At 49.9% G+C, this 26,847-nt stretch carries 37 protein-coding genes; 36 read left to right on the plus strand and 1 reads right to left on the minus strand.

The features are described from left to right. The first annotated feature begins 45 nt into the window (after nucleotides 1-45). The 9 genes from aroE to rnjA are packed head-to-tail and all read left to right on the plus strand — an operon-like array spanning nucleotide 46 to nucleotide 6,973. Entirely contained in the window at nucleotides 46-951 is a 906-nt protein-coding gene (gene aroE / locus C557_RS0114645; RefSeq protein ID WP_018752634.1) for a shikimate dehydrogenase, read from the plus strand. Between the two features lie 59 nt (nucleotides 952-1,010). Beyond that, nucleotides 1,011-1,307, plus strand: coding sequence for a ribosome assembly RNA-binding protein YhbY (gene yhbY, locus C557_RS0114650; protein WP_018752635.1), 297 nt, complete (start codon nucleotides 1,011-1,013; stop codon nucleotides 1,305-1,307). 14 nt (nucleotides 1,308-1,321) lie between these two features. Next, entirely contained in the window at nucleotides 1,322-1,915 is a 594-nt protein-coding gene (locus C557_RS0114655; protein ID WP_018752636.1) for a nicotinate-nucleotide adenylyltransferase, read from the plus strand. Beyond that, the gene (gene yqeK / locus C557_RS0114660; protein ID WP_018752637.1) at nucleotides 1,899-2,486 is read left to right on the plus strand and encodes a bis(5'-nucleosyl)-tetraphosphatase (symmetrical) YqeK; all 588 of its coding nucleotides are present in this window, start codon (nucleotides 1,899-1,901) and stop codon (nucleotides 2,484-2,486) included. The genes C557_RS0114655 and yqeK overlap by 17 nt, the downstream gene beginning before the upstream one ends. Next, nucleotides 2,487-2,834, plus strand: coding sequence for a ribosome silencing factor (gene rsfS / locus C557_RS0114665; protein ID WP_018752638.1), 348 nt, complete (start codon nucleotides 2,487-2,489; stop codon nucleotides 2,832-2,834). Beyond that, entirely contained in the window at nucleotides 2,831-3,736 is a 906-nt protein-coding gene (locus C557_RS0114670) for a CvfB family protein (protein ID WP_018752639.1), read from the plus strand. The genes rsfS and C557_RS0114670 overlap by 4 nt, the downstream gene beginning before the upstream one ends. Nucleotides 3,737-3,774: 38 nt before the next feature. Beyond that, the gene (locus C557_RS0114675; protein ID WP_018752640.1) at nucleotides 3,775-4,548 is read left to right on the plus strand and encodes a class I SAM-dependent DNA methyltransferase; all 774 of its coding nucleotides are present in this window, start codon (nucleotides 3,775-3,777) and stop codon (nucleotides 4,546-4,548) included. 31 nt (nucleotides 4,549-4,579) lie between these two features. Further along, entirely contained in the window at nucleotides 4,580-5,230 is a 651-nt protein-coding gene (locus C557_RS0114680; RefSeq protein ID WP_026263499.1) for an SGNH/GDSL hydrolase family protein, read from the plus strand. 24 nt (nucleotides 5,231-5,254) lie between these two features. Continuing rightward, nucleotides 5,255-6,973, plus strand: a complete 1,719-nt coding sequence (gene rnjA / locus C557_RS0114685) for a ribonuclease J1 (protein WP_026263500.1) — start codon at nucleotides 5,255-5,257, stop codon at nucleotides 6,971-6,973. Between the two features lie 826 nt (nucleotides 6,974-7,799). On the opposite strand, the gene C557_RS24225 is transcribed toward rnjA, so the two are convergent. Continuing rightward, a complete protein-coding gene (locus C557_RS24225; RefSeq protein ID WP_018752643.1) occupies nucleotides 7,800-8,246 on the minus strand; it encodes a helix-turn-helix domain-containing protein in 447 nt (148 codons plus the stop codon). A 259-nt stretch (nucleotides 8,247-8,505) separates the two neighbouring features. On the opposite strand from C557_RS24225, the gene C557_RS0114695 reads away from it, so the two are divergent. From C557_RS0114695 to C557_RS0114825, 27 genes are all read left to right on the plus strand, one after another. After that, nucleotides 8,506-8,868: a hypothetical protein gene (locus tag C557_RS0114695; RefSeq protein ID WP_018752644.1), complete on the plus strand. Its 363-nt coding sequence runs from the start codon at nucleotides 8,506-8,508 to the stop codon at nucleotides 8,866-8,868. Further along, nucleotides 8,865-9,080, plus strand: a complete 216-nt coding sequence (locus C557_RS0114700; protein ID WP_018752645.1) for a helix-turn-helix domain-containing protein — start codon at nucleotides 8,865-8,867, stop codon at nucleotides 9,078-9,080. The genes C557_RS0114695 and C557_RS0114700 overlap by 4 nt, the downstream gene beginning before the upstream one ends. A gap of 250 nt (nucleotides 9,081-9,330) precedes the next feature. Next, entirely contained in the window at nucleotides 9,331-11,388 is a 2,058-nt protein-coding gene (locus tag C557_RS0114705) for a Mu transposase C-terminal domain-containing protein (protein WP_018752646.1), read from the plus strand. 15 nt (nucleotides 11,389-11,403) lie between these two features. Then, nucleotides 11,404-12,351, plus strand: coding sequence for an AAA family ATPase (locus tag C557_RS0114710; RefSeq protein WP_018752647.1), 948 nt, complete (start codon nucleotides 11,404-11,406; stop codon nucleotides 12,349-12,351). Between the two features lie 11 nt (nucleotides 12,352-12,362). Beyond that, a complete protein-coding gene (locus C557_RS0114715; protein ID WP_018752648.1) occupies nucleotides 12,363-12,701 on the plus strand; it encodes a hypothetical protein in 339 nt (112 codons plus the stop codon). Then, nucleotides 12,698-13,210 carry a host-nuclease inhibitor Gam family protein gene (locus C557_RS0114720; RefSeq protein ID WP_018752649.1) on the plus strand — a complete coding sequence of 171 codons (513 nt, stop codon included), beginning with the start codon at nucleotides 12,698-12,700 and terminating at the stop codon, nucleotides 13,208-13,210. Before C557_RS0114715 ends, C557_RS0114720 begins: the two co-directional genes overlap by 4 nt. A gap of 174 nt (nucleotides 13,211-13,384) precedes the next feature. Beyond that, a complete protein-coding gene (locus tag C557_RS0114725) occupies nucleotides 13,385-13,789 on the plus strand; it encodes a phage protein GemA/Gp16 family protein (protein ID WP_040677105.1) in 405 nt (134 codons plus the stop codon). Then, on the plus strand, nucleotides 13,786-14,061 hold the full coding sequence (locus tag C557_RS23600; protein ID WP_018752651.1) for a DUF3850 domain-containing protein: 276 nt from the start codon (nucleotides 13,786-13,788) through the stop codon (nucleotides 14,059-14,061). The genes C557_RS0114725 and C557_RS23600 overlap by 4 nt, the downstream gene beginning before the upstream one ends. A gap of 4 nt (nucleotides 14,062-14,065) precedes the next feature. Then, nucleotides 14,066-14,458: a hypothetical protein gene (locus C557_RS24230; RefSeq protein ID WP_018752652.1), complete on the plus strand. Its 393-nt coding sequence runs from the start codon at nucleotides 14,066-14,068 to the stop codon at nucleotides 14,456-14,458. A 20-nt stretch (nucleotides 14,459-14,478) separates the two neighbouring features. Next, nucleotides 14,479-14,910, plus strand: a complete 432-nt coding sequence (locus C557_RS0114740) for a hypothetical protein (RefSeq protein WP_018752653.1) — start codon at nucleotides 14,479-14,481, stop codon at nucleotides 14,908-14,910. Continuing rightward, complete coding sequence (locus C557_RS0114745) at nucleotides 14,897-15,118, plus strand: hypothetical protein (RefSeq protein WP_018752654.1); 222 nt, start codon at nucleotides 14,897-14,899, stop codon at nucleotides 15,116-15,118. Before C557_RS0114740 ends, C557_RS0114745 begins: the two co-directional genes overlap by 14 nt. 9 nt (nucleotides 15,119-15,127) lie before the next feature. Continuing rightward, nucleotides 15,128-15,838, plus strand: a complete 711-nt coding sequence (locus tag C557_RS0114750; protein WP_018752655.1) for a hypothetical protein — start codon at nucleotides 15,128-15,130, stop codon at nucleotides 15,836-15,838. A gap of 20 nt (nucleotides 15,839-15,858) precedes the next feature. Further along, nucleotides 15,859-16,749, plus strand: coding sequence for a DUF1906 domain-containing protein (locus C557_RS0114755; protein ID WP_018752656.1), 891 nt, complete (start codon nucleotides 15,859-15,861; stop codon nucleotides 16,747-16,749). A 41-nt stretch (nucleotides 16,750-16,790) separates the two neighbouring features. Next, nucleotides 16,791-17,150: a Mor transcription activator family protein gene (locus C557_RS0114760; protein WP_018752657.1), complete on the plus strand. Its 360-nt coding sequence runs from the start codon at nucleotides 16,791-16,793 to the stop codon at nucleotides 17,148-17,150. A gap of 68 nt (nucleotides 17,151-17,218) precedes the next feature. Beyond that, nucleotides 17,219-17,641, plus strand: a complete 423-nt coding sequence (locus tag C557_RS0114765; protein ID WP_018752658.1) for a hypothetical protein — start codon at nucleotides 17,219-17,221, stop codon at nucleotides 17,639-17,641. Continuing rightward, a complete protein-coding gene (locus tag C557_RS0114770) occupies nucleotides 17,641-17,919 on the plus strand; it encodes a hypothetical protein (RefSeq protein WP_018752659.1) in 279 nt (92 codons plus the stop codon). The genes C557_RS0114765 and C557_RS0114770 overlap by 1 nt, the downstream gene beginning before the upstream one ends. Then, complete coding sequence (locus tag C557_RS0114775) at nucleotides 17,906-18,229, plus strand: hypothetical protein (RefSeq protein WP_018752660.1); 324 nt, start codon at nucleotides 17,906-17,908, stop codon at nucleotides 18,227-18,229. The genes C557_RS0114770 and C557_RS0114775 overlap by 14 nt, the downstream gene beginning before the upstream one ends. Beyond that, nucleotides 18,229-18,780 carry a phage protein Gp27 family protein gene (locus tag C557_RS0114780; protein ID WP_018752661.1) on the plus strand — a complete coding sequence of 184 codons (552 nt, stop codon included), beginning with the start codon at nucleotides 18,229-18,231 and terminating at the stop codon, nucleotides 18,778-18,780. Before C557_RS0114775 ends, C557_RS0114780 begins: the two co-directional genes overlap by 1 nt. After that, nucleotides 18,773-20,539 (plus strand): phage terminase large subunit, encoded by a 1,767-nt coding sequence (gene terL / locus C557_RS0114785; RefSeq protein WP_018752662.1) that lies wholly within the window; start codon nucleotides 18,773-18,775, stop codon nucleotides 20,537-20,539. The genes C557_RS0114780 and terL overlap by 8 nt, the downstream gene beginning before the upstream one ends. An 11-nt stretch (nucleotides 20,540-20,550) precedes the next feature. After that, entirely contained in the window at nucleotides 20,551-22,131 is a 1,581-nt protein-coding gene (locus C557_RS0114790; RefSeq protein WP_476703792.1) for a DUF935 domain-containing protein, read from the plus strand. Beyond that, nucleotides 22,121-22,861, plus strand: coding sequence for a phage head morphogenesis protein (locus C557_RS0114795; protein ID WP_018752664.1), 741 nt, complete (start codon nucleotides 22,121-22,123; stop codon nucleotides 22,859-22,861). Before C557_RS0114790 ends, C557_RS0114795 begins: the two co-directional genes overlap by 11 nt. A 120-nt stretch (nucleotides 22,862-22,981) precedes the next feature. Further along, entirely contained in the window at nucleotides 22,982-24,007 is a 1,026-nt protein-coding gene (locus tag C557_RS0114800; protein ID WP_240472973.1) for a phage protease, read from the plus strand. Between the two features lie 36 nt (nucleotides 24,008-24,043). Next, a complete protein-coding gene (locus C557_RS0114805) occupies nucleotides 24,044-24,442 on the plus strand; it encodes a hypothetical protein (protein ID WP_018752666.1) in 399 nt (132 codons plus the stop codon). Between the two features lie 37 nt (nucleotides 24,443-24,479). Continuing rightward, nucleotides 24,480-25,367, plus strand: a complete 888-nt coding sequence (locus tag C557_RS0114810) for a Mu-like prophage major head subunit gpT family protein (RefSeq protein WP_018752667.1) — start codon at nucleotides 24,480-24,482, stop codon at nucleotides 25,365-25,367. Between the two features lie 29 nt (nucleotides 25,368-25,396). Beyond that, nucleotides 25,397-25,852 (plus strand): gp436 family protein, encoded by a 456-nt coding sequence (locus tag C557_RS0114815; protein WP_018752668.1) that lies wholly within the window; start codon nucleotides 25,397-25,399, stop codon nucleotides 25,850-25,852. Beyond that, the gene (locus tag C557_RS0114820) at nucleotides 25,852-26,349 is read left to right on the plus strand and encodes a phage virion morphogenesis protein (protein ID WP_018752669.1); all 498 of its coding nucleotides are present in this window, start codon (nucleotides 25,852-25,854) and stop codon (nucleotides 26,347-26,349) included. Before C557_RS0114815 ends, C557_RS0114820 begins: the two co-directional genes overlap by 1 nt. 2 nt (nucleotides 26,350-26,351) lie before the next feature. Beyond that, nucleotides 26,352-26,846: a hypothetical protein gene (locus tag C557_RS0114825; RefSeq protein WP_018752670.1), complete on the plus strand. Its 495-nt coding sequence runs from the start codon at nucleotides 26,352-26,354 to the stop codon at nucleotides 26,844-26,846. Nucleotide 26,847: the final 1 nt, after the last annotated feature.

The following is a 26,847-nucleotide window of genomic DNA, read 5'->3' on the forward strand; positions in this document are numbered from 1 at the left end:
GAAACATGCAGGACCGTTTAATTTTAGTCGATTTGGGGGAGACACATGGAGAAGCAAGCCAATAATACCGAACCCAAGCTGCATGACAGGCAGGAAGCCGAGCATGACAAGCTGCCGCTTTTCCTTGGAGTCATCGGTGATCCGATCGTCCACTCCAAATCACCAACTATGCATAGGGCTGCGTTGCAATCCTGTGGTTTGTCTGGCGCCTACCTGCCGTTTCACGTCAAGCCGGACCGGTTGGGTGAAGCGATTAGCGGCATTCGGGCACTAGGGTTCCGAGGGATCAATGTGACCGTGCCGCATAAGCTGGAAGTTATGAATTACCTGGATCATATCGATGAAGGCGCCAAGCTGATCGGTGCTGTCAATACGATTGTGAACGATGATGGCGTCCTGACGGGCTATAATACGGACGGGATCGGTTATGTGCGTTCGTTGAAAGAAGAGGCCGTACCCGAACTTCGAGGCAAGCGGATTTTGGTATTGGGCTCGGGCGGGGCGGCCCGGGGGATCGTTCATGCACTGCTTCAAGAGCAGCCTGAACGGGTGGTTGTGGCTAATCGCACCACGGCTAAAGCGCGAGAGCTTGCCATTGAGTGGTCGCATCTTGGCAATCTGGCGGGCTGCGGTATGGAGGAAGCCGGGAAGACGTTGGCAAGCAGTGACATCATCATCAATACGACGACCTTGGGGATGTATCCTCATGTGGGTGATTGTCCCTTGGATGTGGAGGCGATTCCGTCCGGGATTGTTGTGAGTGATTTGATTTATAATCCGCTAAAGACCAGGCTGCTTGTGGGGGCAGAAGCCAGAGGCTGCAAGGTGCACGGTGGCCTGGGTATGTTTGTTTATCAAGGTGCTTATGCATTTGAACGCTGGACCGGCCTACAGGCTCCTGTAGAAGCGATGCGGGCCGCGGTTATGGAGAGCATGACCCGGGAAAAATGATGATTTTTTTGAACTACCTCTCAGGTTGGCCTATATGAAGGTAAGGAGTTTTGAATAACATGTTAACGGGAAAACAAAAACGCTATTTGCGCGGTTTGGCGCATAAGCTACAGCCTATCTTTCAAGTGGGCAAGGGGGGCACCAACGAGCATATGATCAAACAGATCGGCGAGGCGTTGGAACGCCGGGAGTTAATCAAGGTGTCCATACTGAACAATAATCTGGATGTACCGCAGGAGATTGCTGAAGAGCTGGCCTCCGGTGCAGGAGCAGAGCTGGTGCAGTTGATCGGCCGTACGGTGATTCTGTATAAGGAATCGCGCGACTACAAGCAAATTGAATTGCCCTCGAGCTGACAGGAGGGATCTTTATGAAAAAGGTCGGAATTATGGGTGGGGCGTTTGATCCCATTCACCTGGGCCATCTGCTGGCGGCTGAAGCCGCCAGGGAGCAATATCAATTGGAAGAGGTCTGGTTTATGCCCTCTCATATTCCTCCCCACAAGCATCAGGCCGGTGTCAGCGGGCAACAGCGCCTGGAGATGGTCGAGGCGGCTGTACGGAGTCATCCGGGATTTAAGCCGATTGATATTGAGCTGCGCCGGGGTGGCGTATCCTATACGGTGGAGACCATTCGCGAAATTCGTTTATTGCATCCCGATCTGGAGCTTTATTTTATCATCGGGGCTGATATGGTCAATTATCTTCCCAAATGGGAGGGTATTGAGGATTTGGTCCAAATGCTTTCTTTCATCGGGCTACAGCGTCCGGGGAGCTTCCTGGAGCTGGACGTGCTGCCACCGTTCATTCAGCAGGCGGTCCAGTTGGCCGAGATGCCACTGGTTGATATATCATCCAGCTTGATCCGCAGCCGATTGTCGGCAGGACGCTCGGTCCGCTATATGGTACCGGACTCCGTGTATGAATATATGACAAGGAGCGGATTGTATGGATTACAGCCGTGAACAACTGATTGCCGCAATTTCAGGTGGCATGCCGGCAAAGCGATGGAAGCATGTGGAGGGTGTGATGGAAAGCGCCGTTCTGTTGGCGGAGCGGTATGGGGCCGATCCCGTAAAGGCAGATTTGGCGGCCCTGTTGCATGATCTGGCCAAGTTTTGGCCCATTGACAAGCAAGAGGCGATCGTTCGCGATCATGGGCTGAATGCGGAATTGTTAGAACATGACAAACAGCTGCTGCATGCAGAGGTTGGCGCTTATATCGCCCGCGTGGAGTATGATGTGCAGGACGTAGAGGTTCTGGATGCGGTCCGCTATCATACTTCGGGGCGAATCGGAATGACTTTGTTAGACAAAATCGTTTGTCTGGCTGATTATATTGAGCCGGGCCGAGAGTACCCCGGGGTGGACCATATTCGCGAGCTGGCGGAGAAAAATCTGGAGGACGCGCTGATTGCCGGGTTTGATTCCACGATTTCTTTCTTGCTGAAGCAGGGAAAACCGATTTTCCCCCTTACGGTATTGGCTCGTAATGACTTGATCAAACAAAGAGGAAAACATAAGGAGGCTGAGTGAATGGCTGTAAATTCACATGAATTATTGAATTTGGCGGTTCAGGCTGCGGATGATAAGAAGGCGATGAACATCGTGGCCTTGGATTTGAAAGGGATTTCGCTGATTGCTGACTATTTCGTCATCTGTCACGGGAATTCGGATACGCAGGTTCAGGCGATCGCAACTGAAGTTCGCAAAAGAGCACAGGAGGCGGGAGCCAACATCCGCGGCATAGAGGGCATGGATGCTGCTCGTTGGGTGCTGATGGATTTGGGGGATGTGGTGGTTCATATCTTCCACCGCGATGAACGTGAATTTTATAATATTGAGCGCCTGTGGTCAGATGCCAAAGTTGTGGAGACGGTATGAGCTTGATTGCCGGAACCGTTGTTCAATTGCCGATTGACCGCGAGGTTTCTCCCTACGGCTATTTTCTGAGTGCAGGCGATCAGGATGTGTTGCTGCATTATTCGGAATTGACCCGACAGGTGAAGCCGGGTGAGACCGTGGAAGTATTTCTGTTCTACGATACGGAGGACCGGATTGCGGCCACGATGAAGCGCCCTTATCTAACGCTAGGCGAACTGGCGCTGCTGGAGGTAGCAGATGTTCATCCTCGGCTGGGCTGCTTCCTGGAGATGGGACTTGGCCGTCAATTGCTGCTTCCCATCCGTGAGCTGCCGGAGCTGAAGGAATTGCATCCCCAGGTTGGCGACCATGTCTATGTGGTGATGGAGCATGACAAGCAGGGACGGCTCAAGGCGAAGCTCGCGGGTGAGCAAGAGCTTGCTCCCCATGCCTTCCATGCCCCTGAATCCTGGAAGAACGAATGGATGGATGCCATTGTGTACAAGCCATTGCAGATGGGTACCTTTGTCGTCGTCCAAGGGGGCGTGCTTGGCTTTGGAGCCATCGGTATGATTCACTCCTCGGAGCGTAGCCGCTTGCTTCGGCTTGGCGAACGGGTGCAGGCGCGAATTGCCCATATCCGAGAGGACGGGCGTGTGAACCTGGCCATGGCGCCGCGCAAGGAGATTGGCATGGATCAGGATGCAGAGCGAATTTTGGCCTATCTGGCAAGCCGTCCTGGCGGGAGCATGCCGTATTCTGATGCGACACCGCCGGACTTGATCAAGCAACGCTTCTCGATCAGCAAGTCGGCCTTTAAGCGGGCGCTGGGCAAGCTGATGAAGGAAGGCAAGGTTGTGCAGCGGGAGAACTGGACGCATCTCGCGCAGGAGCCGCAGGCAGGCGACCAGGCCGAGGATTAGTATAGATGCATCTATAGAAAGCGGTGACAAGCACAACGATGGCTTCCTATCGGAAATTTGCTTACGTGTATGATGAGTTGATGGAGGATATGCCGTATCCGGATTGGATCCGGTTCGCAAGGACGGCTTGGGAGCGCCATGGGATGCCCCGAACCGTTGTTGATTTGGGCTGTGGAACGGGAAGCATTACGATTCCACTCGTGAATGCAGGATTTGAGGTAACGGGCATTGATTTGTCAGCTGACATGCTGTCGGTGGCCCGGCGCAAGATGGATGCGACCCCGCAGGGAACGCGGCTGCTGCGCGAAGGAAGCGTTCGCTGGGTTCAGCAGGACATGACGGATTGGGCGGTACCGGAGCCGGTGGATGCGGTCATATCTTTTTGCGATTGCTTGAATTATTTGCTCAAAGAGGATGAGATCGTGCGCACCTTCCGCCGTACCTATGAGAACCTGAAGCCGGGTGGTACGTTCTTGTTCGATGTTCATCATCCGAATACCCTGGCTCGATATGAGGAAGAGCAGCCGTTCATATGGGATGAATCTGGCGTGGCTTATATCTGGACCTGTGAGCGAGATGCCCGTCTTAACGAGATTGAACATCACTTGACGATCTTCGCACGCGAGGAAGAACATGGACCGGGATTATACCGCCGCTTTGAGGAGACGCATATTCAGCGGGCTTACGATCCGCTCTGGATGAAGGAAGAGCTTGTACGCTGTGGATTCAGCCAGATTACCTGCTATGCGGATTTTGAGTGGGATGAGGCGGTGGAGGAAGCGGCCCGGATATTTTTTGTGGCGGTAAAATAAATCCATTCATGGGGAAAGCGAGTGCGGCAAGATGAATAAGTCGATGACGTTGTTATTTCAAGGGGATTCTATTACGGATGGCAACCGGGATCGCGGCAGCGATCTGAATCATATTTTGGGACACAGCTATGCTTATATTATTGCTGCCAAGCTGGGACATGAATACGCTCATTTGCGCCCTACCTTTATTAATCGCGGGGTAAGCGGGGATCGTGCCTCCGATTTGTATGCTCGTTGGAATGAGGATGCGATCAGTCTCAAGCCGGATGTAATCAGTCTTCTTATCGGCGTGAATGATGCCTGGCGGCAGATGAACGGTGAGCCCAGCGGGGCAACGGATCGTTTTGAGCGGGCCTACCTGCATTTGCTTGAGGAGACGCGCGAGGTCCTGCCGGAGACTAGGCTGATCTTATGTGAACCTTTTATATTAAACACCGGTGCTCCTGCGGAAAAATGGGAGGAGTGGAAAGGGCTTGTATCCCGCTATCAAACTATTGTATTGCGCCTGGCCAAGCAATTTGGGGCAGTGCACGTTCCATTGCAGGATGCGTTCGATCAAGCGGCACAGGTTGCCGACCCGGCGTACTGGTTATGGGATGGAGTTCATCCGACGGCAGCGGGTCATGATCTGGTGGCCAAACGCTGGCTTGAGGTCGTAGGCAGCAGCGGGATTTTTCAGTAATTGTCAGAGAGGATTAACAACCTAATGAATGAAGCAGCTAGCAAACCAGTTAAACCAGTCAAAAGTCATCGTCGACCGAAATCTTCTCCACCGCCTGTGCGAATTTATTCGCTCGGAGGCATCGGGGAGATTGGCAAGAACATGTATGGTATTGAGTATAGAGATGAAATCATTCTTATTGATGCCGGACTCAAATTCCCGGATTCTCGTCTGACGGGGATTGATTGCATCGTGCCTGATATCAGTTATCTTATTGAAAACAAGCACAAAATGAAGGGGTTGTTCCTGACCCATGGGCATGAGGACCATATCGGCGCCATTCCTTATGTGCTTCGTCAGCTCCAACTGCCTATCTATGGCGGACCACTCACGATCGGATTGGTGAAAGCCAAGCTGGAGGAGTACCGTCTGCTTGGGCAGGCTGAGCTGCATATCTATCAGGAGGAAGATCGCTATGCGTTCAAGCATCTGGCGGTTCATTTCTTCCGCACGACGCATAGTATTCCTGATGCCTTTGGCATCGTGGTTGATACGCCTTATGGTGCGGTTGTACATACCGGGGATTTCAAGTTCGACTTTACGCCGGAGGACCGTCCAGCCAATCTGTTCAAGATGGCTAGCGTCGGAGGGGATGGTGTGCTGGCGCTGCTGGCTGACAGCACGAACAGTGAGAAGGAAGGCTTCACTCCTTCGGAGCGGCGGGTTGGCGATGCGATTCTGAAGCAGTTCCAGGATTGCGATGGACGGATATTGTTCGCGACCTTTGCTTCCAATGTACACCGTTTGCAGCAGGTGGTGGAAGCAGCAGCCCTATGCAAACGAAAAATCGCCGTCATTGGACGCAGCATGGAGAAGGTGTTCACCATCGGTCAGGAGCTAGGCTATATCCGTGTGCCTGAAGGAATGCTGATTGACGTCAAGCATATTGACCGTTACCCTGATCATCAGGTGCTGATTGTCTGCACCGGTAGTCAGGGGGAGCCAAACGCTGCTCTCAGCCGGATTGCATCCGGGGCGCATCGCAATGTACAGGTATACCCTGGGGATACAGTTATCTATTCCTCGTCGCCGATTCCAGGCAACGGGCAAAACATTAACCGCAGCATCGATTTGCTGCTGCGGGCCGGGGCCAACGTCATTTATGGGTCAGTATTCGACATTCATACCTCCGGCCATGGCTGCCGTGAGGATTTGAAGCTGATGCTTAGCTTTATCCGTCCGAAGTATTTCATTCCGATTCACGGTGAATATCGCATGTTGTTGAGCCACCGGAGTCTGGCTTTGCAGACCGGTATTCCTGACGAACGCATCTTCGTGATGAATATCGGAGACAGCTTGTCCGTGTACCGCAACCGGGCCAAGCGGGGAAAAACGATTCCGTCCGGAGAAGTATTAATCAGCAATGGAGAAATGCGCTCCAATGAAGATGAACTGGTCCTCGAACGGATGGAGCTGGCACAGGAAGGGATCGTCATCGTGGTCATGACCGTCGATCGCAAGACGCGGCAAATTATGGCGGGACCGGATATTGTCACACGTGGCTTTGTGTATATGCAGGATGCCAGACCGTTATTGCGGCGGGCTGAATCGATGCTGAAACGGAACCTGAACCGTTTGGGTACACAGAAGGAGTCCTATGATCAGACGGTATGGCTGCGGGCTACCAGGCAGGTGTTGCGGCGTTATTTCATCAAAGAAGTTGGACGCACACCTCACATCATGCCATCTATATTGGAGATCTGATACTGGAGAAGGAGCTTCCTGTAACGGGAAGCTCCTTTGGGTTGACTTGCTGTTTACATTGAAATAAAGAAAAGGCAAAACAAGCAAGCGAGAAAAATGATTCTGAAGAAGCTTAAAGCTTTCTCCAAGAAAGCTGCATCGGAAGCTTGCGCTTGTTCGCCTTTGGGAATGGATTTCTACCAACATTTTCTCGCCTGCTTCTTTGCCTTAATGTAGTTTATCAGGATATCTGACAAAGAGGAGATGACAAAAAAAGAACCGGGAAAACGTGGGAAACCCCGATTCTATAAGGGAAATCACGGGATCTATAGACTGATTGTGTGACAAAAATAATGAGAATCAAAAAAAGGATCGTCATATTTGAGAAATTGGATAAAAAAAGCGCGGAACTCCTTATAAATCAAGGTCTCCACGCTTTTTTGTTTTGATCTAATGATGCCAGCCCTCTAACATGAGATTTAAAAAACTGCGCAGCGTTATAACGGGCCGTTAATTACTATAAAATAGCGTTAAATCAAGAGTTGAACCCGTTAAAAACGCCTAAAATCATGGGTAAAGCAATTCTGCAATCCGCACAACCATGCGGAATTGTGCAGAATTGACGTATTTATGCGGGTTACAGGCTTTATTTCTACTTGGAAAAGCAGAATTTGCAATTCTGCAAAGTGACATTTCGGACATTCCCGCAAGAACATGTCACATTGGCCTAGTGGCGCGGGTTATCAGGGATTGGTAAAGTGAAAAAACCTTATTGCTTCAATGTGACAAAGAAAAACCGAAAATCAATAGGCAAATGATATAAAACTAAATCATTTAGGGTATAAAATTAAGCCGATTCACTTGTGGCGGCTTCCTCTCTTCCGTCTGTACTCTTCGAGTGAGATTGCTTGTCCGGTTGGCGAACTCCTTCACGAGACATCAGCATCCCCTCGATCATCCCCTCGATCTTCCCTTGTTCTTTCTCGGTCAACTGGTGGAATTTTGCAAGCAGCTCCATGTCGGCGAGCGAAATTGATCTGTTGCCTGCTTCCTGGGCAAGCCCTTCCCGAATTTTATTTTCAGAAATATGAAATTCCGAACCTGTCACAATCCAATCAATTGAAACTTTCAGCGTGGAGCTCAATGGAACTAAAACCGCTACGGACGGAGAATACTTGTCGTTCTCAAGGCTGCTTATGGTTCCTGTGGATATGCCCGTTACCGCTTTAACATCCTCTATCGTGAGCCCTAGCTCTTTCCTTCTTCTCTTAATTCGCTGACCAATACTTCCCACCTTCAACGCCTCCATATTTTCGGTTTTCTAATAAATAATTTTCAGAATTTTGAAATTATTATTGACTTATTCAGATACCTGAAATATTATTGAAGTATGATTTAGAACTACATCACTGATTCAAAGTTTACCACACATCATGAATCGGCAACAGGCGACCAAATAGCCGCCGCCTTGCACAGCGGGCAGGCCATATGCTCTTTGAAAACTGAATAGCAACACCGATTCAAATCAACTTCGTGCAAGTGGAGGTGACAAGGTGATCGTTAAAAGGGAGCAGCACAATTTTGTGCAGGATGAACGATTGATGTCCATGTACAAGGAAGGCTTTTCACATGTATCAGCCATCGTTGACCGCGTAAATTTCTTCAGCAAGGAATCTTTCGGCATTTTGACAGATTCCTATCGAGAGACTAACGAACAACAACTTGAACAGATTCGCGAAGAACGCATCCGATTGGAGATTGAAATTAAATACTTCTTGGCTCGCGCCAATAGCAAAATGGTGTATTTGGTCAAGCTGGAAGAACATTTGCAGGAATTGCAAAACCAATTTGACGCGATTAGCAAGGAAGCGCTGGAGGAGCCTGGCGAAGAAGGTGAAGGAGGTGAAAGCCTTTGAGACAGAAACGCGAACTAACACCGATCGGCAAGGTGATTAAAAAGCGCCTGATCGAAGTTGGAATCACACATCGGCAATTAGCCCAGGAAATTGGAACCAGTGAGCAATACCTGAACTCTATCTTATTTGGTGCTCGATCAGGAAGAAACTACCTGCCCAAAATCGCCAGAGCGCTTGAAATTGAATTTGATTCATTACGCAAACCAGCTTGAACAACCACGCTATACCCGCTTTACAAATTACGCTTTATCTAAATCCACGCAATAGCGCCCCGAACATAGATGGAAAAAACCTCTTTTCTGTCTGTGTACATGGAAGGTTGGGAGGTAAATCAGATGGTTCAGCACTATAAAAATAGGAACGACTCATCCGAAGTGAGTCGTTCCAAAGTGAATCCTCTGCAAAATCTGATTCCCCTCCATTATAACAGCAAGGAGTTTATTGAGGAAGGAGGAATCTTATTTGTCAGAAATATACATCGCGCTTGATAAAGCATCTGAGCTTGAAAATGTGAAGTACAATACCTTGATTCAGCGGATCAAGCGCAATTCATCCCAATACAGAACGAAAATAGAGACTGGCTCAAATAGCGGTAAAGACAGGGTGCTGGTCGCTGTATCGTCTCTTTCAAAGCAAGCTCGTCAAGCTTACAAAAAGGCTTGTGGCATTCCTGGTGAAGATGTGGTCATCGAAGAAAATACTAAATCAGAAGAGCTGCCTTGGTATATCGACGCTGATCCTGCGGAGTACATCGCTAGAAATGGAAAGGCATATTATGAGGCGGTCGAGCTGGCTAATAAGATTCGTGAGTTCTTGAATTACGGAGATCGTGACCGCACCGAGTTTGCTTCTGCTTTTGCGGCAGAAAACGGTATGAGCCAACGGACATTATACCGATACTCGCAGAGCTACCTTGAAGCGAGTGCATGGGCTTTAAAGATGAAGAAGCAGGATGGTAACGATTACGAATTTTATAAGGTTCTAGCTCTTTGCCGGAAGCCTAAGCAAAAATTTACATTCCCTTCGCTCTCGCCAGAATGCAAGGCATTTATAGAAAACCTTTGGTTTGACAAGGACTTTGCCGCCAACAACGGCACCATTGAAATGGTGTACAGCAAGCTCATGAAGGTAGCAAGCGCGAATAGCTGGGATTACCCAAGTTACCCCACAGTGGCACGCTACATAGGGTACTTGATGGATGAACTTCGCGGGGGTAACGCTCGGTTTCTAGCGGCTAAAGGAATCAGAGAGTACAAGAATCATGTCATGGTCAAGGCATCCCGTAACACAATGGCCCTGCCCGTTATGGGACTGGTGCAAGGGGATGCGCATACGCTGGATGTTTGGGTCAAGTACACTCACCCGAACGGAAAGGTTACAGCCATCCGTCCTAAGCTGGTCGCCTGGCTGGACACTCGCAGCCGCTGCATTGTTGGGGATGTGATTTGTCTGAACCCTAACGCTCAGATCCTGAAGCAATCCCTGCTGAACATGATGTACGCCGGAGAGATTGGCGGCGTGCCGGAATGGCTGCTCATCGACAATGGTAAGGACTACACCGCTGAGACCATGACAGGCCGGAAGCGGAATGATCGGGTCAGCTTTGACTCTGAGACAAAAGGCTTCTATCGCTCAATCGGTATCAAGGATGATATTCGCTCACTGCCTTACCAGCCCTGGTCTAAGGGACAAATCGAACGGTTCTTTGGGACGCTGATCACCAAGTTTGAGAAGTGGATTACCAGCTATACCGGAACCCTGACCGGATCGAGAACGGCGGCCAAGGTTAACAAGGACATTGACAAGCTGCTGGAACGTGACGAGTTGCTGAGCATGGAGGAACTCTATGAGCTATGGAAAGAGTTCCGTGACAACGAGTATCACCGTACAGCGCACAGCGGCCTGAAGCGTCAAGGCGAGAAATGGGTTACGCCTATGGAAGTATTCCAGAACGCTGAAGAACGCTACATGAAACCAGCGCCTCCGAAGTCCTATGCCACAGTGCTGATGATGAAGGCTGAGCGCGTGAGAGTGTATAACATCGGGATTCGTAAGTTTGGCTATGAGTACCGCGCTGATGAGCTGACGGATTACATCGGCGACAAGGTAGACATCAAGTGGGATGCCGAGGATGTTACTCGCCTCTATGTGTACACGAAAAATGGGAAGAAGATCTGTGAAGCAGTTTCCCAAGAGTTATTGCTTATTGCTCCGAAGGTGCAGCAGAAGGCGCTGGAGGATCATATGCGAATGCAGAAGAATCAGATCAAGCGCGACACGGCCAAGGGCGATTACTTCCGAACGCCGCTTGAAGAGCGCGTAAATGGATATAACCAAGTTCCCGGCGAGGTAGCCGGATTCATGATTAAAAACGATGCACCGAAGGTGGTCGCTCTGCCATCGGATCAGCAGTACAAGGAAGAGATCAAGTCCAGAAGAACCAAGCGTGACACGGAAGTTGAACTGTACACGGAGAAGGCAGAGCAAGCCCTTGCCAAGCTTCGTCGATTAGCAAACTAATTGGAGGGATTAAAGATGACGGCTGTTGCTGAGCTATACACCTTGAACAAGAGTGTCGTTGTGAAAGTGCGTGAGTATATGGAAAGCACGGGCACAACGATTACTGAAATTGCGCGGGAGATCGGTTTTTCCCGTCCGGCCCTGTCACAGTATTTGAGTGGGAACTATAAGGTTGAGAATAGCGATATCGAAGAGAAGGTCGCTGCCTATATGGCTGCCAAGACTGGCGAGACTGAATTGGCTTCTACGCGAGAAAGTTCCCTGCCATCCAAGCCCACATTTTTTGAGTCCCGTGATGCCATCAATATAATCGGGGTCTGCCAGTCCGCACAGGAATACCTTGGCCTTGGGATTGTTGTCGGCAAGTCTGGCTTTGGCAAGACGCACACCTTGAAGTATTACGCCAAGATGCCGCGCGTGGCCTATGTCGAGTGTGATGACACCATGGGACAACGTGACCTGGTCAAAGCGATTGAACGCTCTGTAGGCATTCCTTCAGGCTATGGCTCAATTTGGGAACGGGTCAACGGCATTCGGGAGTTCTTCAATCTCAACCGGGGCTATTTGTTGATTGTCGATGAAGCGGACAAGCTTGTCAGCAAATACACACAGAAGAAGATGGAGATTCTTCGCGGGATCTTCGACCAGGCCGATGTCGGTTTGGTCATCGCTGGGGAGCCGAAGCTCGAAGGGCTGATCAAGGGCTATCTTTCCCGCTTTGCGAACCGAGTGGATTTTTACACCACGCTCAAGGGGCTGTCCAAGCAAGAGGTTGCGAAGTACCTTACTAGCTTTGATTTTGATGACCAGGCTATTAATGAAATGGTTGTCCGAGCTACCAACACGCAAACGGGCTGCTTCCGTCTGCTGGATAGAACTCTGAACAATATCATGCGGGTATCCGGTGGGTCGGCGGTAACGTCTGACACGATTGCCAAAGCCAGCAATATGATGATGCTCTAGGAGGGGTAAACATGCTGAATCCAACAAATCCAGTGCTTAGATTGCGCACGTTATTGAGCTTTGCGAAGTCTCCGATCCTGATCCGGCCAGCGGCAATTGTGGCCGGATTAACCGAACAAGAGGTTTGTCAGATCGTTGCTGGTGATCCTCAGCTTGCCATTGTGGAGGGTCGGATCGCCTATCGTGATCCGGCTGACGTAATGATTGAACGAGTTGAGCAAGAGCTTGCAAGGGTGCTGCCCGTAACATCGGCAGACCGTCTCTACCGTGATCAAGGCTGCACCTTTGAAGTTTCAGCGGGGCAGCTTATTCATACCTATATCGAACAAGAACAGGAGGAAATTGCATGACAAGAGTGAAACTGCCGGATGTTCCGGCGCTGAAGAGCTGGGACGATGTTGACCTGGTAATGAAAGAGATTGGTGAATGCCAGCTCGCCATTGAGCGGGTTGAGGCAGACATGAATGAAGTTATCTCTGACGTGAAGCTGGCATCCGAAATGGAAGCCAAGCCGCACAAGGAGCGTATCAAGCTGCTGGAACTGCAAATGAAGGAGTTTGTTGACGCGAACCGTGATGACCTGGGGAACCGGAAGACGAAGGAAATAAACTTCGGCAAGACAGGCTATCGCAAGAGTACGAAGATATCCCTGCCCCGCGCGGCTGCCAAGCTTGCGGAAGTGATTCGCAAGCTCAAGGAATTTGGCATGACGGATTGTGTTGTTCAGCCGCCTGAGAAGATTGATAAGGACAACCTGAAGAAGTATCCGGAGAATGAGATTTTGAAGGTCGGAGCCACGCTCACGGTCGATGATACATTTTGGTATGAGGTTGACCGTGAGAAGCTCGCCGATCTGTGAGGTGATGTAAATGAAGAGACATCCTGATGAAGTGCTGCAACCATGTCAACGCAAACCATGTACACGAGAAAGGTATGAGCTTATTCAATCGCCCCTTGCAGGAGATAACAGGTTTGTTTGTCGTACATGCTGGAACTACTTGTACAAGCTGAAGAAAAAAGGCGAGGTGTAGTTATGAGTAACATCACCTATCCGCAAATCAAAAAGATTTATGGCCTTGCGAAACAGGCCAAGCTAAATGACGATGAGCTGCATGACCTGGTACACGTTGTGACCAGGTCAGACAGCATCAAGGCTCTAAGCAAAGATCAAGGCATTAAGGTCATTGATCGGCTTACGGCCATCGTTAGAGGTCAGGGGCATCCCCCGACTCGCGCCACGCCGAAGCAGATCTGGCAGATCAATAAGCTGGTTGAGGAAATGGGATGGAACAATGACGCTAGACGGCTGCGGCACTTTCTGGAGAATCAGTTTCAAGTCAGTCATCCAAGCTACCTGTCTCCTAGTGCGGCCAGTAGGGTAATTGAGGCGCTGAAGGCCATGAAGCGGCGTGCTGCTGCAAGGAATGGTACATCATGACATACGCCCATAACCTGAAGATCTGGCCGGAGCAGTTTGCGGCTGTCACCCATCCCGATCCATTCCGGCGCAAGACAGTTGAAATTCGGCAAGAGGATGACAAGGAGTTTTGTGTCGGTGACGTGCTGCGCTTGACTGAGTGGCAGCCTTTAGAGCGTAGATACACGGGGGCCTGTGCTGTAGTCATCGTGACGCACATTCTGCGCGGCCCTCCATATCTGCCCTCCGGTTATGCCGCCCTCTCCATCAAGCTCTTCCAGGGAAGGGGGTGAGCCCTTGCAACCCCTTCTGGAACGGTACAGCACACAGCAGATCGAAGTTATTGAGTCCTACTGGGACACCATTCGTTGGACTAGATCCACCGGAAAGGTCTCGAATGGCATCAAGACCAAGGAATTAGAGTATTGGAGCAAGTACCCTACTGATCTTGTCATTCAAGCACTAGAAACCCATGTCGCCAAATATCCCAACATCAAAGAACATTACACGCGCGGGATCATCCGCAACTTGTCTAAGGGAGGATCAGTGAGCCCAACACAGAGCAGAAAGCGGGAAATCCCGATCATTCAGCCGTCCTTAGAAAATACGGTCTCTGATGAACAGATGGCCGAATATATCCGGTTTGCCGAAATTCGCAAAGCCAAGAAACAGTCTCAGTTATCAAAATAATTGGCAAAGGAGGAATCGCGTTGACGGTTCGGCGAGCGATTACCAAGGAAGATTGGTCAGCAATTGAACAGCAACTCCAATCTCTATATAGCATAGCAACGCTGTACTGTGATGGGTACAAGATTGAGCTTGTTCTTGCACGTGTTGACCAGTTTAAGAATAGAATCAATTTGTTCGTGAATGGAAAAGTCGAAGGGAAATGGTTTTTGGAAGATTGCGAGGAGCGCCGTCGTTTCTTCTGCCAGCGTAGCAAAACGCTGCTTACAGCGAAAGAAAGAGCCGCTTATAAAAAGATTTATCGCCGGAAGAAAGATTTTGAAAGGTTCGTAGAGTCGCGTAAGTATTTCTATCATGAGCCGCAGTGGAAATCATTCCGATCACTTAAAAGCCATCTGATCAAGCATAACAAGGTGATTGAGGTTGTGGAAGGTGAATGTGATGGCGAAGAGTAAGTCTAAGCCCATCTCATTGCCCTTCGCTACCCCGCCTGATCCGAACCTTAGCTTCGTCGCATTCCCAACAATTTTGACGGCAGGAACGGCAGCGGTGAGCTTACAAAGCCTGGTACACCAGGTAAACAAGCAGCCATATGACCGCCGAATTACCGAAATCATGTATAACCCATCTACTTTACGAATGGAAATTAAATATGAAGTGTGAGGTGCCAGCATGGGCGATTATCATTACCCTATCCCAAGTAGGGAGATTGAAAGCCGTGCCGCTGTAGGCTCTGGCGAGGTCAAGGAGTATACGTTAACCGCTGAACAACTGAAGCAATTTAATGAGAGCTTACCCGCTCCTGACCGTGTACAGGCGAAGCAATCCCCTCCCATCAGCTTGCAACGCAAGACACGACCGGACAAGCCCGAAGAGCCTATCATACAACCTGCGCAACCCACACAGCCCATACAGCCAGAACAGCGCAAGCGTGGCGCAAAGACTAAGTATGACCACATCACGAAAGAAATGGTGCTGGAAGAGTTTGATCGAGGGCTAACGATCCGACAGATCGAACGCAAGTACAACATGGGACAAAATACGTTATATGGCAAGCTCAAGGCCTGGGGGCTTAGGAGTCCTAAGTCTGATAAGTTCAGCAAGGCTGAAAATAATCGCAAGGCCGAAGGCAACCAAGATCGCCGTCCAATGGACATGAAGATCGATGACATCACCACAGATGTAGTGCTGGAGTTACGCCGGGCTATGGGCCGTACTGCCCCGCTCACGTCAGCACATGAAGGATACGCTGTGCTGATGTCGGAGGTTGACCAGGCATGGGAAGCAATTAAAGGCAATGACTTACTCAAGGCCCGGCTGAAGATGCAGCAAGTGGCTGCTATGGCGCTACGTTACCTGTACGATATTCCAATCGCTAGATGATAATAAAAGGAGATTATAACATGACAAAAGGAATCGATTGCGCTATTCCCATTACCACGACTGGAGCGAAGAAGCTGGCAGCAGCCGGCTATAAATTTGCCGCTCGTTACTTGGTACCTCCCCGGCTGAAATGGAAGCGGCTGAACCGCGCTGAAGCGGAAGCCATCACGGCAGCAGGAATGCAAATCATTAGCGTGTTTGAAACTACGGCATCCCGCCCGGCTGGGGGAGCATCTGCTGGTACGGTGGATGGATTAGAAGCTTACCAGGAGGCACTGCTGATTAAGCAGCCGAAGGGTACTGCCATTTATTTTGCAGTGGACTATGATGCAAGCTCAAAGGACTATGACAAAATTGAAGCGTACCTTCGGGAGACAGCAAAGCAGATCAAGGGATACAGGGTCGGCGTGTACGGGTCTTATACGGTCATTGAAGAGATGGCAAAGCGGAGGGCTGCCGAACACTTTTGGCAAACCTATGCCTGGTCACGGGGAAAAAAGAGCGACCAAGCTGATGTGTACCAATATAAGAATGGTCAGCAATTTGAAGGAATGACCGTGGATTATAACTTGTCATACGGAAATGAGGGTTGGTGGAACACCGCTGTCCAGGACAAGCCAACTACTCAGCACAAGGTAACTTCGGAAGATGCCGAGAAGATCATTCGTTTCTTATCCGCTGGATGGCACAGTGTTGAGCTGCTTCAGGTGGATGCAAAGGCAAAATTTGAGTTCAACCGCTTAGCTGAAGAGCTGCGCCGGGGTACGGATATTAAGCAGTCAGATGCCGAAAAGATCATTCGTTTCTTATCTGCTGGCTGGTATGTTGTGCAGGAGTTCGATGCCGCCCGAGATGAATTTAACCGCCTGGCCGATGCCGTGCGTCAGGCATCTGGTCTCAAGGTTGGTTGATTATCGGGCCGTCCCTGCTATAATGGGAGGTGTTAAACCCCATGGAGGAATGGGTGGAGAAACTGGAAATAGATATGATTCCAGCGGCGTATCAGGACTTCGCTGAACTGATCGGTGTCAAGGCACTGTATAAGCTGGCACAGGCTTTTGGAGGAAGCACCATCTATATTCCAAAGGCAGACAGCATTCTCCGGCCAGCCAGAGATCAGCAGATCAAACAAGAGTTCAACGGGTATAATCATGCTGATCTAGCCGAAAAGTACAACCTGACTGAAAAATGGATTCGTGAAATCTGTGGGCCGGGTCATCATAAAGATCAAATGAGTATTTTTGATTTCATCGACAACCCCAATAACCCCGAAAAAATCACAGAAGTGCTTCCCCGATACCGTCCTGAATAATGAAGATAAGATACCAGTATAGGCAATTTGCCTGTGCTGGTTTTTTTATTTTCTAAAGGAGGGATATCATGCAAAACACCATTAATGACATACTTGCAAATCTTGTGCTTGGAGTTGTGGCGCTGCTCTGCGCGTACTCCATGTACTACCTCAAACGAGGGGTAGCCAAGTTCAAAGCCGAGGCGCAGAAGATTGACAACGAAGAACAACGTTCCTTGGCGCTTGCAGCTATCAATCGGCTTGATGATGTTGCGACCAAGACGGTTCAAGCTATTGAACAGACCACGGCCCGAGAACTCAGGGAGGCAGTGAAAGCTGGCATCACAAGCCGTGAGCAACTGATTAAGCTATCGCAAGATGCTTTCGATCAGATTGTCGATCAACTCGAACCGGAGTATTTGGCCGTGCTGGCGACGACCTTGGGCGACATGGACAACTACATCAAAAATACCATCGAAGCTAAGGTACTGGAGCTTAAAGGAGCGGCTTAATGGATTATTCATGGGTCATACAAACCGCTACCATGCTTGGGATTGGTGCAATCGGTTTTTTTCTGAAGATGACACTATCCGAAGTGAAGTCTCAAATTAAGAAAACAGATGAGCGTGTGGATGATCTTGAGGAAAAGCTTGAAAACCTCAAATCAGATCTCCCCTTTATTTACACCACTAGGGAGGACTTTATTCGCACCATGAATAACGTTGACAGCAAGCTGGAGAAGATCCATGACGTGCTGTTGAAAGGAGGCAATCAGCATGGCACTGGATGAACAAGAATATCGCGGAGCGCAGCATAACAAGGCCGTTCGCGGTTATATCCTGCGATCCTTGGTCAAGGGTCATAACAATTCTCTGCTGTGTCGTCAGCTTGTATCCGTGATGGTTAATGACGGGGTCATCGTAAGCCCGGACATTTCAAAGCACCTGAATTATCTGATTGGCAAAGAGTATGTCGAGTTTACAGATGATCGGATTAATTCCTACACCGCTTACGCCCAGGATGCTGTCATCCGCTTGACCGTCAAGGGTATTGATTTGCTGGAGGGATCAACTCCGGCCGATCCGGGAGTGATGCTCTAATGGCTAAACGCCGTACCCGTTGCTTGATTGATGATCTGCCGCTACATATCAAAGACCAGGTCAATGCCATGCTTGCCGATACAAGGATCACCTACTGGGAGATTGTCGAGTATCTGGACGGTCAAGGCTATGCGATTAGTAAATCAGCCGTAGGCCGCTATGCTCTCCGGCTGGATAAATCGACGCAACGCCTACTTGAAGCACAGGAACAGACTCGTGCCCTGGTGGAACTCATTAAGCAGAATCCAGATGCAGACTATACCGAGGGAGCCATGCAGATCATGGCGGGTGAGCTGACGCGCAAGATGGCCCAGGCTCAAGAGGAATGGGACGAGATGGATTTGGATAAGGCCGGGCGGTTAATGGTCGCTCTATCTCGTAGCAAGATTTACAAAGATAAGGTCAAGCAAGACATGCAGAAGAAGATCGAACTAGCCTTTACGGGAATGGAGTCGGAATTGATGTCTGCCATTAAGTCAGATGCTTCGCTGACCGCTCAACTCAAAGAGGTCTTGCAAAAAGCCAAGGAAAAGATGATGAGCGATGATTAATCTGGACGAATACCTTCGGCAGCTCAATGAAGACGATGAACTGAAGGAGCAGATTCAAAGCCTGGATTATCAGCGCGAGCTATTTGAACGCTATGCGCTCAGAAACAAGGAACATGCGGACTATAGGCAATCGCTGTGGCAGGAGTATCAACAAGGTGCTGATCTTACTGGCCCCAAGGGATTGCGTCAGCAGCTGGCTGCCATTGATATGGAATACTTTGGCCGGGCCTACCTCCCCCACTACTTTGTAAGGGAATCACCTCAGTTCCATGGGGAGCTTGACCGGATCTGGACGCAAGGTGTCATGAAGGGCCTGAACCCCATTACGGACAGAAAGACCATTTCCAGAGCCAAGGGCTGCAAGCGAGGAACGGCAGCTCCACGGGGTCATGCCAAGTCCACTAGCTTCACTTTCAAGGACACCCTACATGCTACCGTCTATCAATACAAGCATTATGCAATTATTATTTCGGACAGTTCAGAGCAGGCCGAGGGGTTTTTGACTGACATCAAGACAGAGCTGGAAGACAATGCGGCTATATTGGAGGACTTCGGCAGCCTGAAAGGTAAGGTCTGGAAAGGCAGCGTCTTGCTGACTTCCACCGACATCAAGGTAGAGGCCATCGGCAGCGGGAAAAAGATTCGTGGTCGTCGTCATCGGAATTGGCGTCCGGATCTGATTGTCCTGGATGATATCGAGAATGACGAGAATGTCAATACACCAGAGCAGCGGCGCAAGCTGGAGAACTGGTTCTATAAAGCAGTTTCCAAGGCTGGGGATACCTACACGGATATCGTGTATATCGGTACGATCCTGCACTATGATTCTCTGCTCTCTAAGGTGTTGAAGAACCCATCCTACAAGTGTGTCACCTATCGTGGGGTAATCAGTTTCTCCACAGCGGATCAACTTTGGGAAGCCTGGTCAGTGATCTATGGCGATCTGAGTAACCCTGCCCGTGAAGAGGAAGCTCTTGCTTTCTTTCAGACGAACGAGGAAGAGATGCTCGAAGGTACTCAAGTCCTTTGGGAAGACAAGCTCAGCTATTACGATCTCATGACCATCAAACTGTCTGAAGGCGATGCTTCGTTTAATTCGGAGATCCAGAATGATCCTATTGATCCGGATAGCTGCACATTTAACGAAGAGTGGTTCGACTTCTACGATGACGATCCTAACCTTGACTTTTCGGCTCCACATTTTTTCTTAGTCGGGGCGAACGACCCATCACTTGGGAAGAACAAAAAGTCAGATACCAGTTCAATCATTGTCATAGCCAAGGATACCAGCACAGGATACATGTACGTGACGGAAGCCTCCATCGAGAAGCGGCATCCGGATGTCATTATCGATGATGCTATTGAGATGTCCAAGCGATTTCGGCGTGATCTGAAGAAATCCTTATATCGCTTTGGAGTCGAGACTGTACAGTTCCAGCATTACTTCAAGGATGTGCTGGTGCAAAAGTCTGCTGAAGCTGGGGAATATCTCCCCATCGAAGAGATCCAGAGTACACAGAACAAGCATATGCGGATTGAAAGCCTTCAGCCGCTGATCAAGAATCGTTATCTGAAGTTCTCGCGCAAGCACAAGGCTTTGCTCCAGCAGCTTAAGGAGTATCCTATGGGGCGCAATGATGACGGCCCGGACGGTTTGGAAATGGCCGTCAGGCTGGCGCTAAGCATCAAGACCACGAACAAAGTGGATTACAAATCCGTGATCAGTCGGGCACTGAAGTTCCGGCGTGGCGGATACTAGCTATTAAAGGGGTGAACGTATTGGCAAGAAACAAATCCAGAAAGCGGCAGCCTAATCCTCAGCAAGCAGCTCCTGCACGCAAGGCTGAAATGATGGAGATTGCGGTCGCCCAGGTACATGACAAATATTCGACCTATCCCAGCAACGGACTAACCCCAGTTCGCCTGGCTCAAATCTTTCGGGAGGCTGACGCTGGCGACATTATGCGCCAGATGGAGTTGTTTGAGGAGATGGAAGAGAAAGACCCTCATCTCTTTAGCCAGCTCCAAACACGCAAAAATGCTGTGACTGGCCTTGATTTTGAGATCATTCCCTTCTCTGACGATGATCGGGACAAACAGATCGCAGAGTTCGTAAAAGAGCAGATCGACGCGCTGGAGAATATCGAGGATGTCTTCATGGATCTGCTGGACGCGATTGGCAAAGGCATATCCACAGCAGAGATTATCTGGGGATATGTTGACGGCCACACGGTCATTGAGGATATCAAGTGGCGGCATCCGAAGCGGTTCCTTTGGGACAATGACGACATATTCAAAGTCACCACCAAGGAGCAGCCTAACGGCATCCCGCTTCCTCCGAACAAGTTTGTCGTTCACCGATATAAAGCCAGGTCAGGACACCCAGCTCGCGCCGGGGTCTTGCGGGTCATAGCCTGGATGTATCTGTTCAAGAACTACGACCTGAAGGACTGGGTTAGTTTCTGCGAAGTCTTCGGGATGCCGCTAAGGCTGGGCAAGTATGATCCATCGGCCTCTGAGGATGACAAGCTGGCTCTGATGCAAGCTCTAATTCAGATCGGCACAGATGCAGCGGGGATCATCCCGACCGGGACAGAGATCGAATTTAAAGAGTCGAGCAAAACAACGTCGATCAACGTCTACGAATCACTGGCCCGGTACTGTGATGAGCAGATGTCCAAGGCCATACTGGGGCAGACACTGACCTCCGATTCTGGCGGCGGCAGCTTCGCTCAGTCTAAGACGCATAACGAGGTTCGCCATGATCTGACCGTTGCAGACTGTAAAGCCTTAGCGGCTACCCTGCGCCGGGATCTGATTCGCCCCCTGGTGTATTTCAATTTTGGGGAGGATCGCCGGATTCCTCAGCTTCGGTTCGATTCGGAGGAAGCGGGAGACCTGAAGGAAACGGCAGATATCTACAAGACGTTAATCGGCGAGATTGGCCTTAAAGTACCTACTTCCCATCTGTATAAGAAGTTTAGTATTCCCAAGCCCGAAACTGGCGAAGAGGTTGCTGCTCCTCCCACTCAGGCGCTAACTTTGCCCATGTCAACAACGTCGCTGGTTGCAAATAAGAGCGTGACAGAACCGAGCGGACAGCAGCAGATTGACCGCCTGGCTGATGCAGCTATCCAGCAAGGCAACGGAATCTTTGAAAAAGTCTTTGCTCCAATCATGCAGATGGTCGGCGAGGCCGGAAGCCTGGAAGAGATGAAGGCCAAGCTGGAGGATCAGGAGTTTGTCCAATCGCTATATGACAAGATGAACGCCGAGGATCTGGATGAGCTGCTGGCAAAGGCAATGTTTTACGCTGACCTGATCGGGAGGGCTGAGGAACATGGACGATGATCTGTTTGAACTTCTGACGGAGCGAGGCTTTACCTTCCAGGAAGCTCTGGAGTTCTTCGGTGACAAACTGACTTTGCAGCCAGAAGAGTTTTACAAGCTGGCTGATGAATACCGCTATAAAGCATTTACTGTATCTGGATATAGCAAAATCACGGTGCTGAAGAGGTTTCAGGATGAGCTGCTGAATGCGATTGACGAAGGTCAAACGATGCAGCAGTTCAGGAGTAACATGAATGACTTCCTCCAGCGCCGGGGCTATGAAGGCATTACGAACTTCCAGGCTGACAACATATACCGCACAAATATTCAGACGGCCTACCAGGTTGGCCACTATAAGCAGATGACAGATCCTACTGTCCTGCGCTTGCGGCCCTACTGGCAATACGATGCCGTAAATGATAGCCGCACACGTCCCTCCCATCTGGCTATGGATGGCAAGGTGTTCAGGGCAGATGATCCAATATGGGATACCTGGTATCCCCCGAACGGGTTTCGCTGCCGCTGTGGGGTCACAACGTTATCCGAGCGGCAAGTGCGTGAGAGAGGATTAATGGTGGAAACCTCTGCCCCGGTGTCAGCGGAAGTGAACGGACAATTCACGAACGTGATTCCTGATCCGCACTTCTCTACGAATCCGGCTAAAGAGGCGTTTAATCCGGATGTCAGCAAGTACCCGGATACGTTGCGCAAAGCCTATGAAACTCGCCAAAGAAGCAAATCACAGAATTAGGCCCTGGCTGCCCGTTTAAAGGGACTTGAACTTTTGACACACGAATATCGCGGCAAGACGTATCACCCCCGTTATAACGCGTTATAACGGGGTCTGAAAGGCAAATGACATGTTAAGGAGGTGGTTCCCCTGAAAAAATGGTTGTTATGCTCCGCTGCGGCGATGGAGATTGAGGGTATTCCCGAGGTTATTAAGATTCTTCCATTGGGAAAGGTCAAGTCGCAAAAAGGTGATTTTGTTGTCGATCAGGAGTCCTTCCAGTCTATCAAGAACAAATTTATCGACCGCGCCCTGGATATCGTTGTGGACTATGAGCATCAGACGCTAGAGGATGTGCAGGCTCCGGCTGGCGGCTGGATTAAGGACTTGATACTCCAGGAGGATGCCATTGCCGCCAAAGTGGAATGGACTCCGAAAGCCCAGGAGTATCTGCGTAATAAAGAGTACCGCTATCTCTCCCCGGTCGTTATGGTGCGTAAGTCAGACCTGAAAGCCATCGTCCTGCATTCGGTGGCGCTGACAAACACCCCAGCGATTGACGGCATGTTTCCTATTATTAACTCGCTCCACGTAAATTTTGATGATGATGAAGGAGGAAATGAACACATGGAATTACTGAAGAAGCTGGCTGCTTTGCTGGGTTTAGGCGAGGAAGCCACGGAAGAACAATTAATTCAGAAGATTGGCGAGCTGCTGAAGGCTGCTGAGAAAGAGGACAAGAAGTCAGATGAAGAACTGGTTGCTAATAAAACTATTACCTCTCTCCTGGGCGTTGACGAACAGGCGAAGACGGAAGATGTGGCGGCGGCCATCATGGCGCTGAAGAACCCTACTAATTTTGTCCCTGTCACTGAGTTCCAGGCGCTGAAGACTCGCCTTGACAAGATGGATTCAGATGGACTTGTTACTAAGGCGCTGAAGGATGGCAAGATCTCAGCCGCTCAAAAAGAATGGGCTGAAGATTATGCGCTTAAAGATCCGCAGGGATTTGCCAAATTTGTTGAGAAGGCTCCACAATCTGTGCCTGTAGGTACGTTGGGGATCGAGGACAACAAGGAGAAAACAACGGAAGTCACGGAAACCACGCTGGCCGTGTGTAAGCAACTGGGTGTATCCAAGGAAGACGTAGAGAAGTACGGCGACTAATCTGATTATTGATTTTGCTGAAAGGAGCAAACAGCCATGTTGACAAGAGGTAGAAATACTCCGGAGTTTGCCGGAGGCAGATTGATTGTTGTCCCTGTACAGGCAGGAGCAAAGATTTTTGATGGAGCGTTGGTCGCTCTGAATGCGGATGGTTTTGCCATTCCAGGAACACTGGCCCCAGATCTGACGGCTGCCGGGCGAGCTGAAGAGGAAGCTGACAATACCAATGGAGCCGATGGTGAATTGACAGTCAGGATCTCCCGCGGCGTATTCGTGTATAGCAATTCATCCACCGCCCCCATCACTCAGAAGGACGTCCTGAAAGACTGTTACATTGAGGACGATGAGACTGTCAGTGCCACAGCTACGGATACCAGCATTGCGGGTAAGGTACTGGGCTTTGAAGGTTCAGAGGTTATTGTAGAAATTCTGTAGCCATTATCTATCAAATATTAAGGAGGAATAGATTCATATGATCGTAAACCAGCAGGCTCTTCGGGGCATTTATACCGGATTTAAAGTGATATTCCAGAAAGCCTTTGATCAATCGAAAACAAACTGGGAGAAAGTCGCTACCTTCGTTCCTAGCACAACCCGCGAAGAAAATTATAAGTGGCTAGGGAAGTTCCCCAAAATGCGGGAATGGATTGGCGACCGTGAGATTCAAAACTTGGAAGCGTCTGACTATACCATCAAGAACAAAGACCATGAATTGACCGTTGGTGTAGATCGTAACGACATTGAGGATGACAGCATCGGGATTTATGCCCCAATCATCGAAGAAATGGGCCAAAGTGCCGCCTTACATCCGGATGATCTTGTGTTCGGATTGCTCCGTGATGGTTTCAAAGAAAAGTGTTATGACAAGAAACCTTTCTTTGCCACAAATCACAAGCTAGGTGAAACGGTGGTCACTAACAAGGGGACGAAGAAGCTTTCTCCAGAATCGTACAGCGCGGCCCGAACCGGGATTATGTCTCTCACCGACGAGAAAAGCAAGCCGCTAAAGTTGGTACCGAACCTGTTGGTCGTAGCTCCCAAAAACGAAGCCGAAGCCCGCAAGATTCTGATGGCCGATCTAATTGACGGCACGACGAACACATTAAAAGGAACAGCAGAACTGCTCGTTGTTCCGGAACTTGCTGGGGCTGATGACGCTTGGTATCTGCTTTGCACGAACCGCCCGCTCAAACCGCTCATTTATCAAAAGAGAAAAGAGCCTAAGTTCGTATCACTCACGGCTGAAACGGACACCAACGTGTTCATGAAAAAACAGTTCCTCTATGGCATCGATGGCCGTAGTAATGCCGGTTATGGCTTCTGGCAAATGGCCTTTGGCAGCACAGGTGAAGAAGCCTAGTGCCAAGCACCTTGAAAGGGTGATTTGAAATGTACTGCACCACAGATGAGGTTCGCGCGGCCATCAAGGATGATGCTATTGGTACGATAATTGGCGGCGACTATACGGACGATCCAGCAGAGCGCGAAGCGCAAATCACACCGCTCATTGATAGCGCCATTGAGGATGCTTGCGGCGAGATTGACGGGTATCTGGCAAAAAGATACCCGGTTCCTCTCCGAAGCATTCCCAAGGTGGTTAATAAGTTTGCCAAAGATATTGCTGTATACAATCTCTTCTCCCGCTCCGGCATTGATGAGTCAGACCGGGAGAAGAATTATCTCAATCGCTACCAGGCTGCTATACGCTTTCTGGAGTTAGTCGCTAAAGGAACAGTAGATATCGGCGCTGGTGGAGCTGACGACAATTCCCGCAAAGCAAGTACCGGGTTTGCCGTACACTCCAGCCCAAGACGATTTAGCCGTGACAGCATGAGAGGCATGTAATGTACAGCATTCGTTTAGAGGGCGATGTCCAGCGGCTCATGCGGCGATTGAAGCAGCTCCAAGAGGTTGATATTCGGGGCGTTAACTTGGCTCTTGCAGAATCCCTGAAGACCTCCACACGTGAGAGATTCAAGGAAGGCAAAGATCCGGACGGCAAGGCGTGGCCCAAATCGATTCGAGCTGATCGCGAAGGCGGCAGAACCTTGGTAGATAGTGCGGGCCTTCGCAACTCCATCAAATCCAAAGCATCCATGGATGGATTTGCCGTAGGGACAAACAAGATTTACGCCAGAACACATCAATTTGGCGAGAAAGGTCGGGCGATGACGATCCGGGCCAAGACCAGTAAAGGACTTGTCTTCAAGATCGGGAATCAGTGGATTCGCAAGCGCCAGGTCAAAGTCAATATTAAGATTCCAGCGCGGCCATTTTTGGGTATTAACGAGACCGACATGCTTGAAATCAAGGGTACGCTGGAAGATCTGCTGGAGGAATGAACATGATTGCAGAATGCAGAGATTACTTGATCCAGCACTTGAAGGATGCGGGTATTAAAACCAAAGTTTGTACATCGCTCAAGGATCTGAAGCAGTTCTCAGATCCGCTAGTTGGGGCGGTTATTCCGGATGGGGATACCTTTGTCCGGTCGCACAGCAAGAAAGTTTATCAGTCTGCTGCGGGCAATAAGCACAAGCGGCGCAAACTGTTCGATCGGGAGCTGTCCTTCCTGGTCGTCGTTGGAGGCAAAGATTATCTTCAGGCTTCGGAGATATTTGGTAATTTCATGGCTGGCTTGGATGCTGGCATCGTCATTGACGGGAATTACACGGAGATCCTGCCGACAGATGCGGACTGGGTAGACAAGGACGACAGTATCCTAAAGGCACAAATAGCAGTACAACTTCAGGTGAAGTTCCTGGGCGGCATCTACCGCGACACCGACTTCGCCCAAGTTAGCGAATATGAAGTGCGAAGCATAGAACAGGAGGTCTGAA

The organism is Paenibacillus sanguinis 2301083 = DSM 16941 (assembly GCF_000374825.1).
Lineage (GTDB): Bacteria > Bacillota > Bacilli > Paenibacillales > Paenibacillaceae > Fontibacillus > Fontibacillus sanguinis.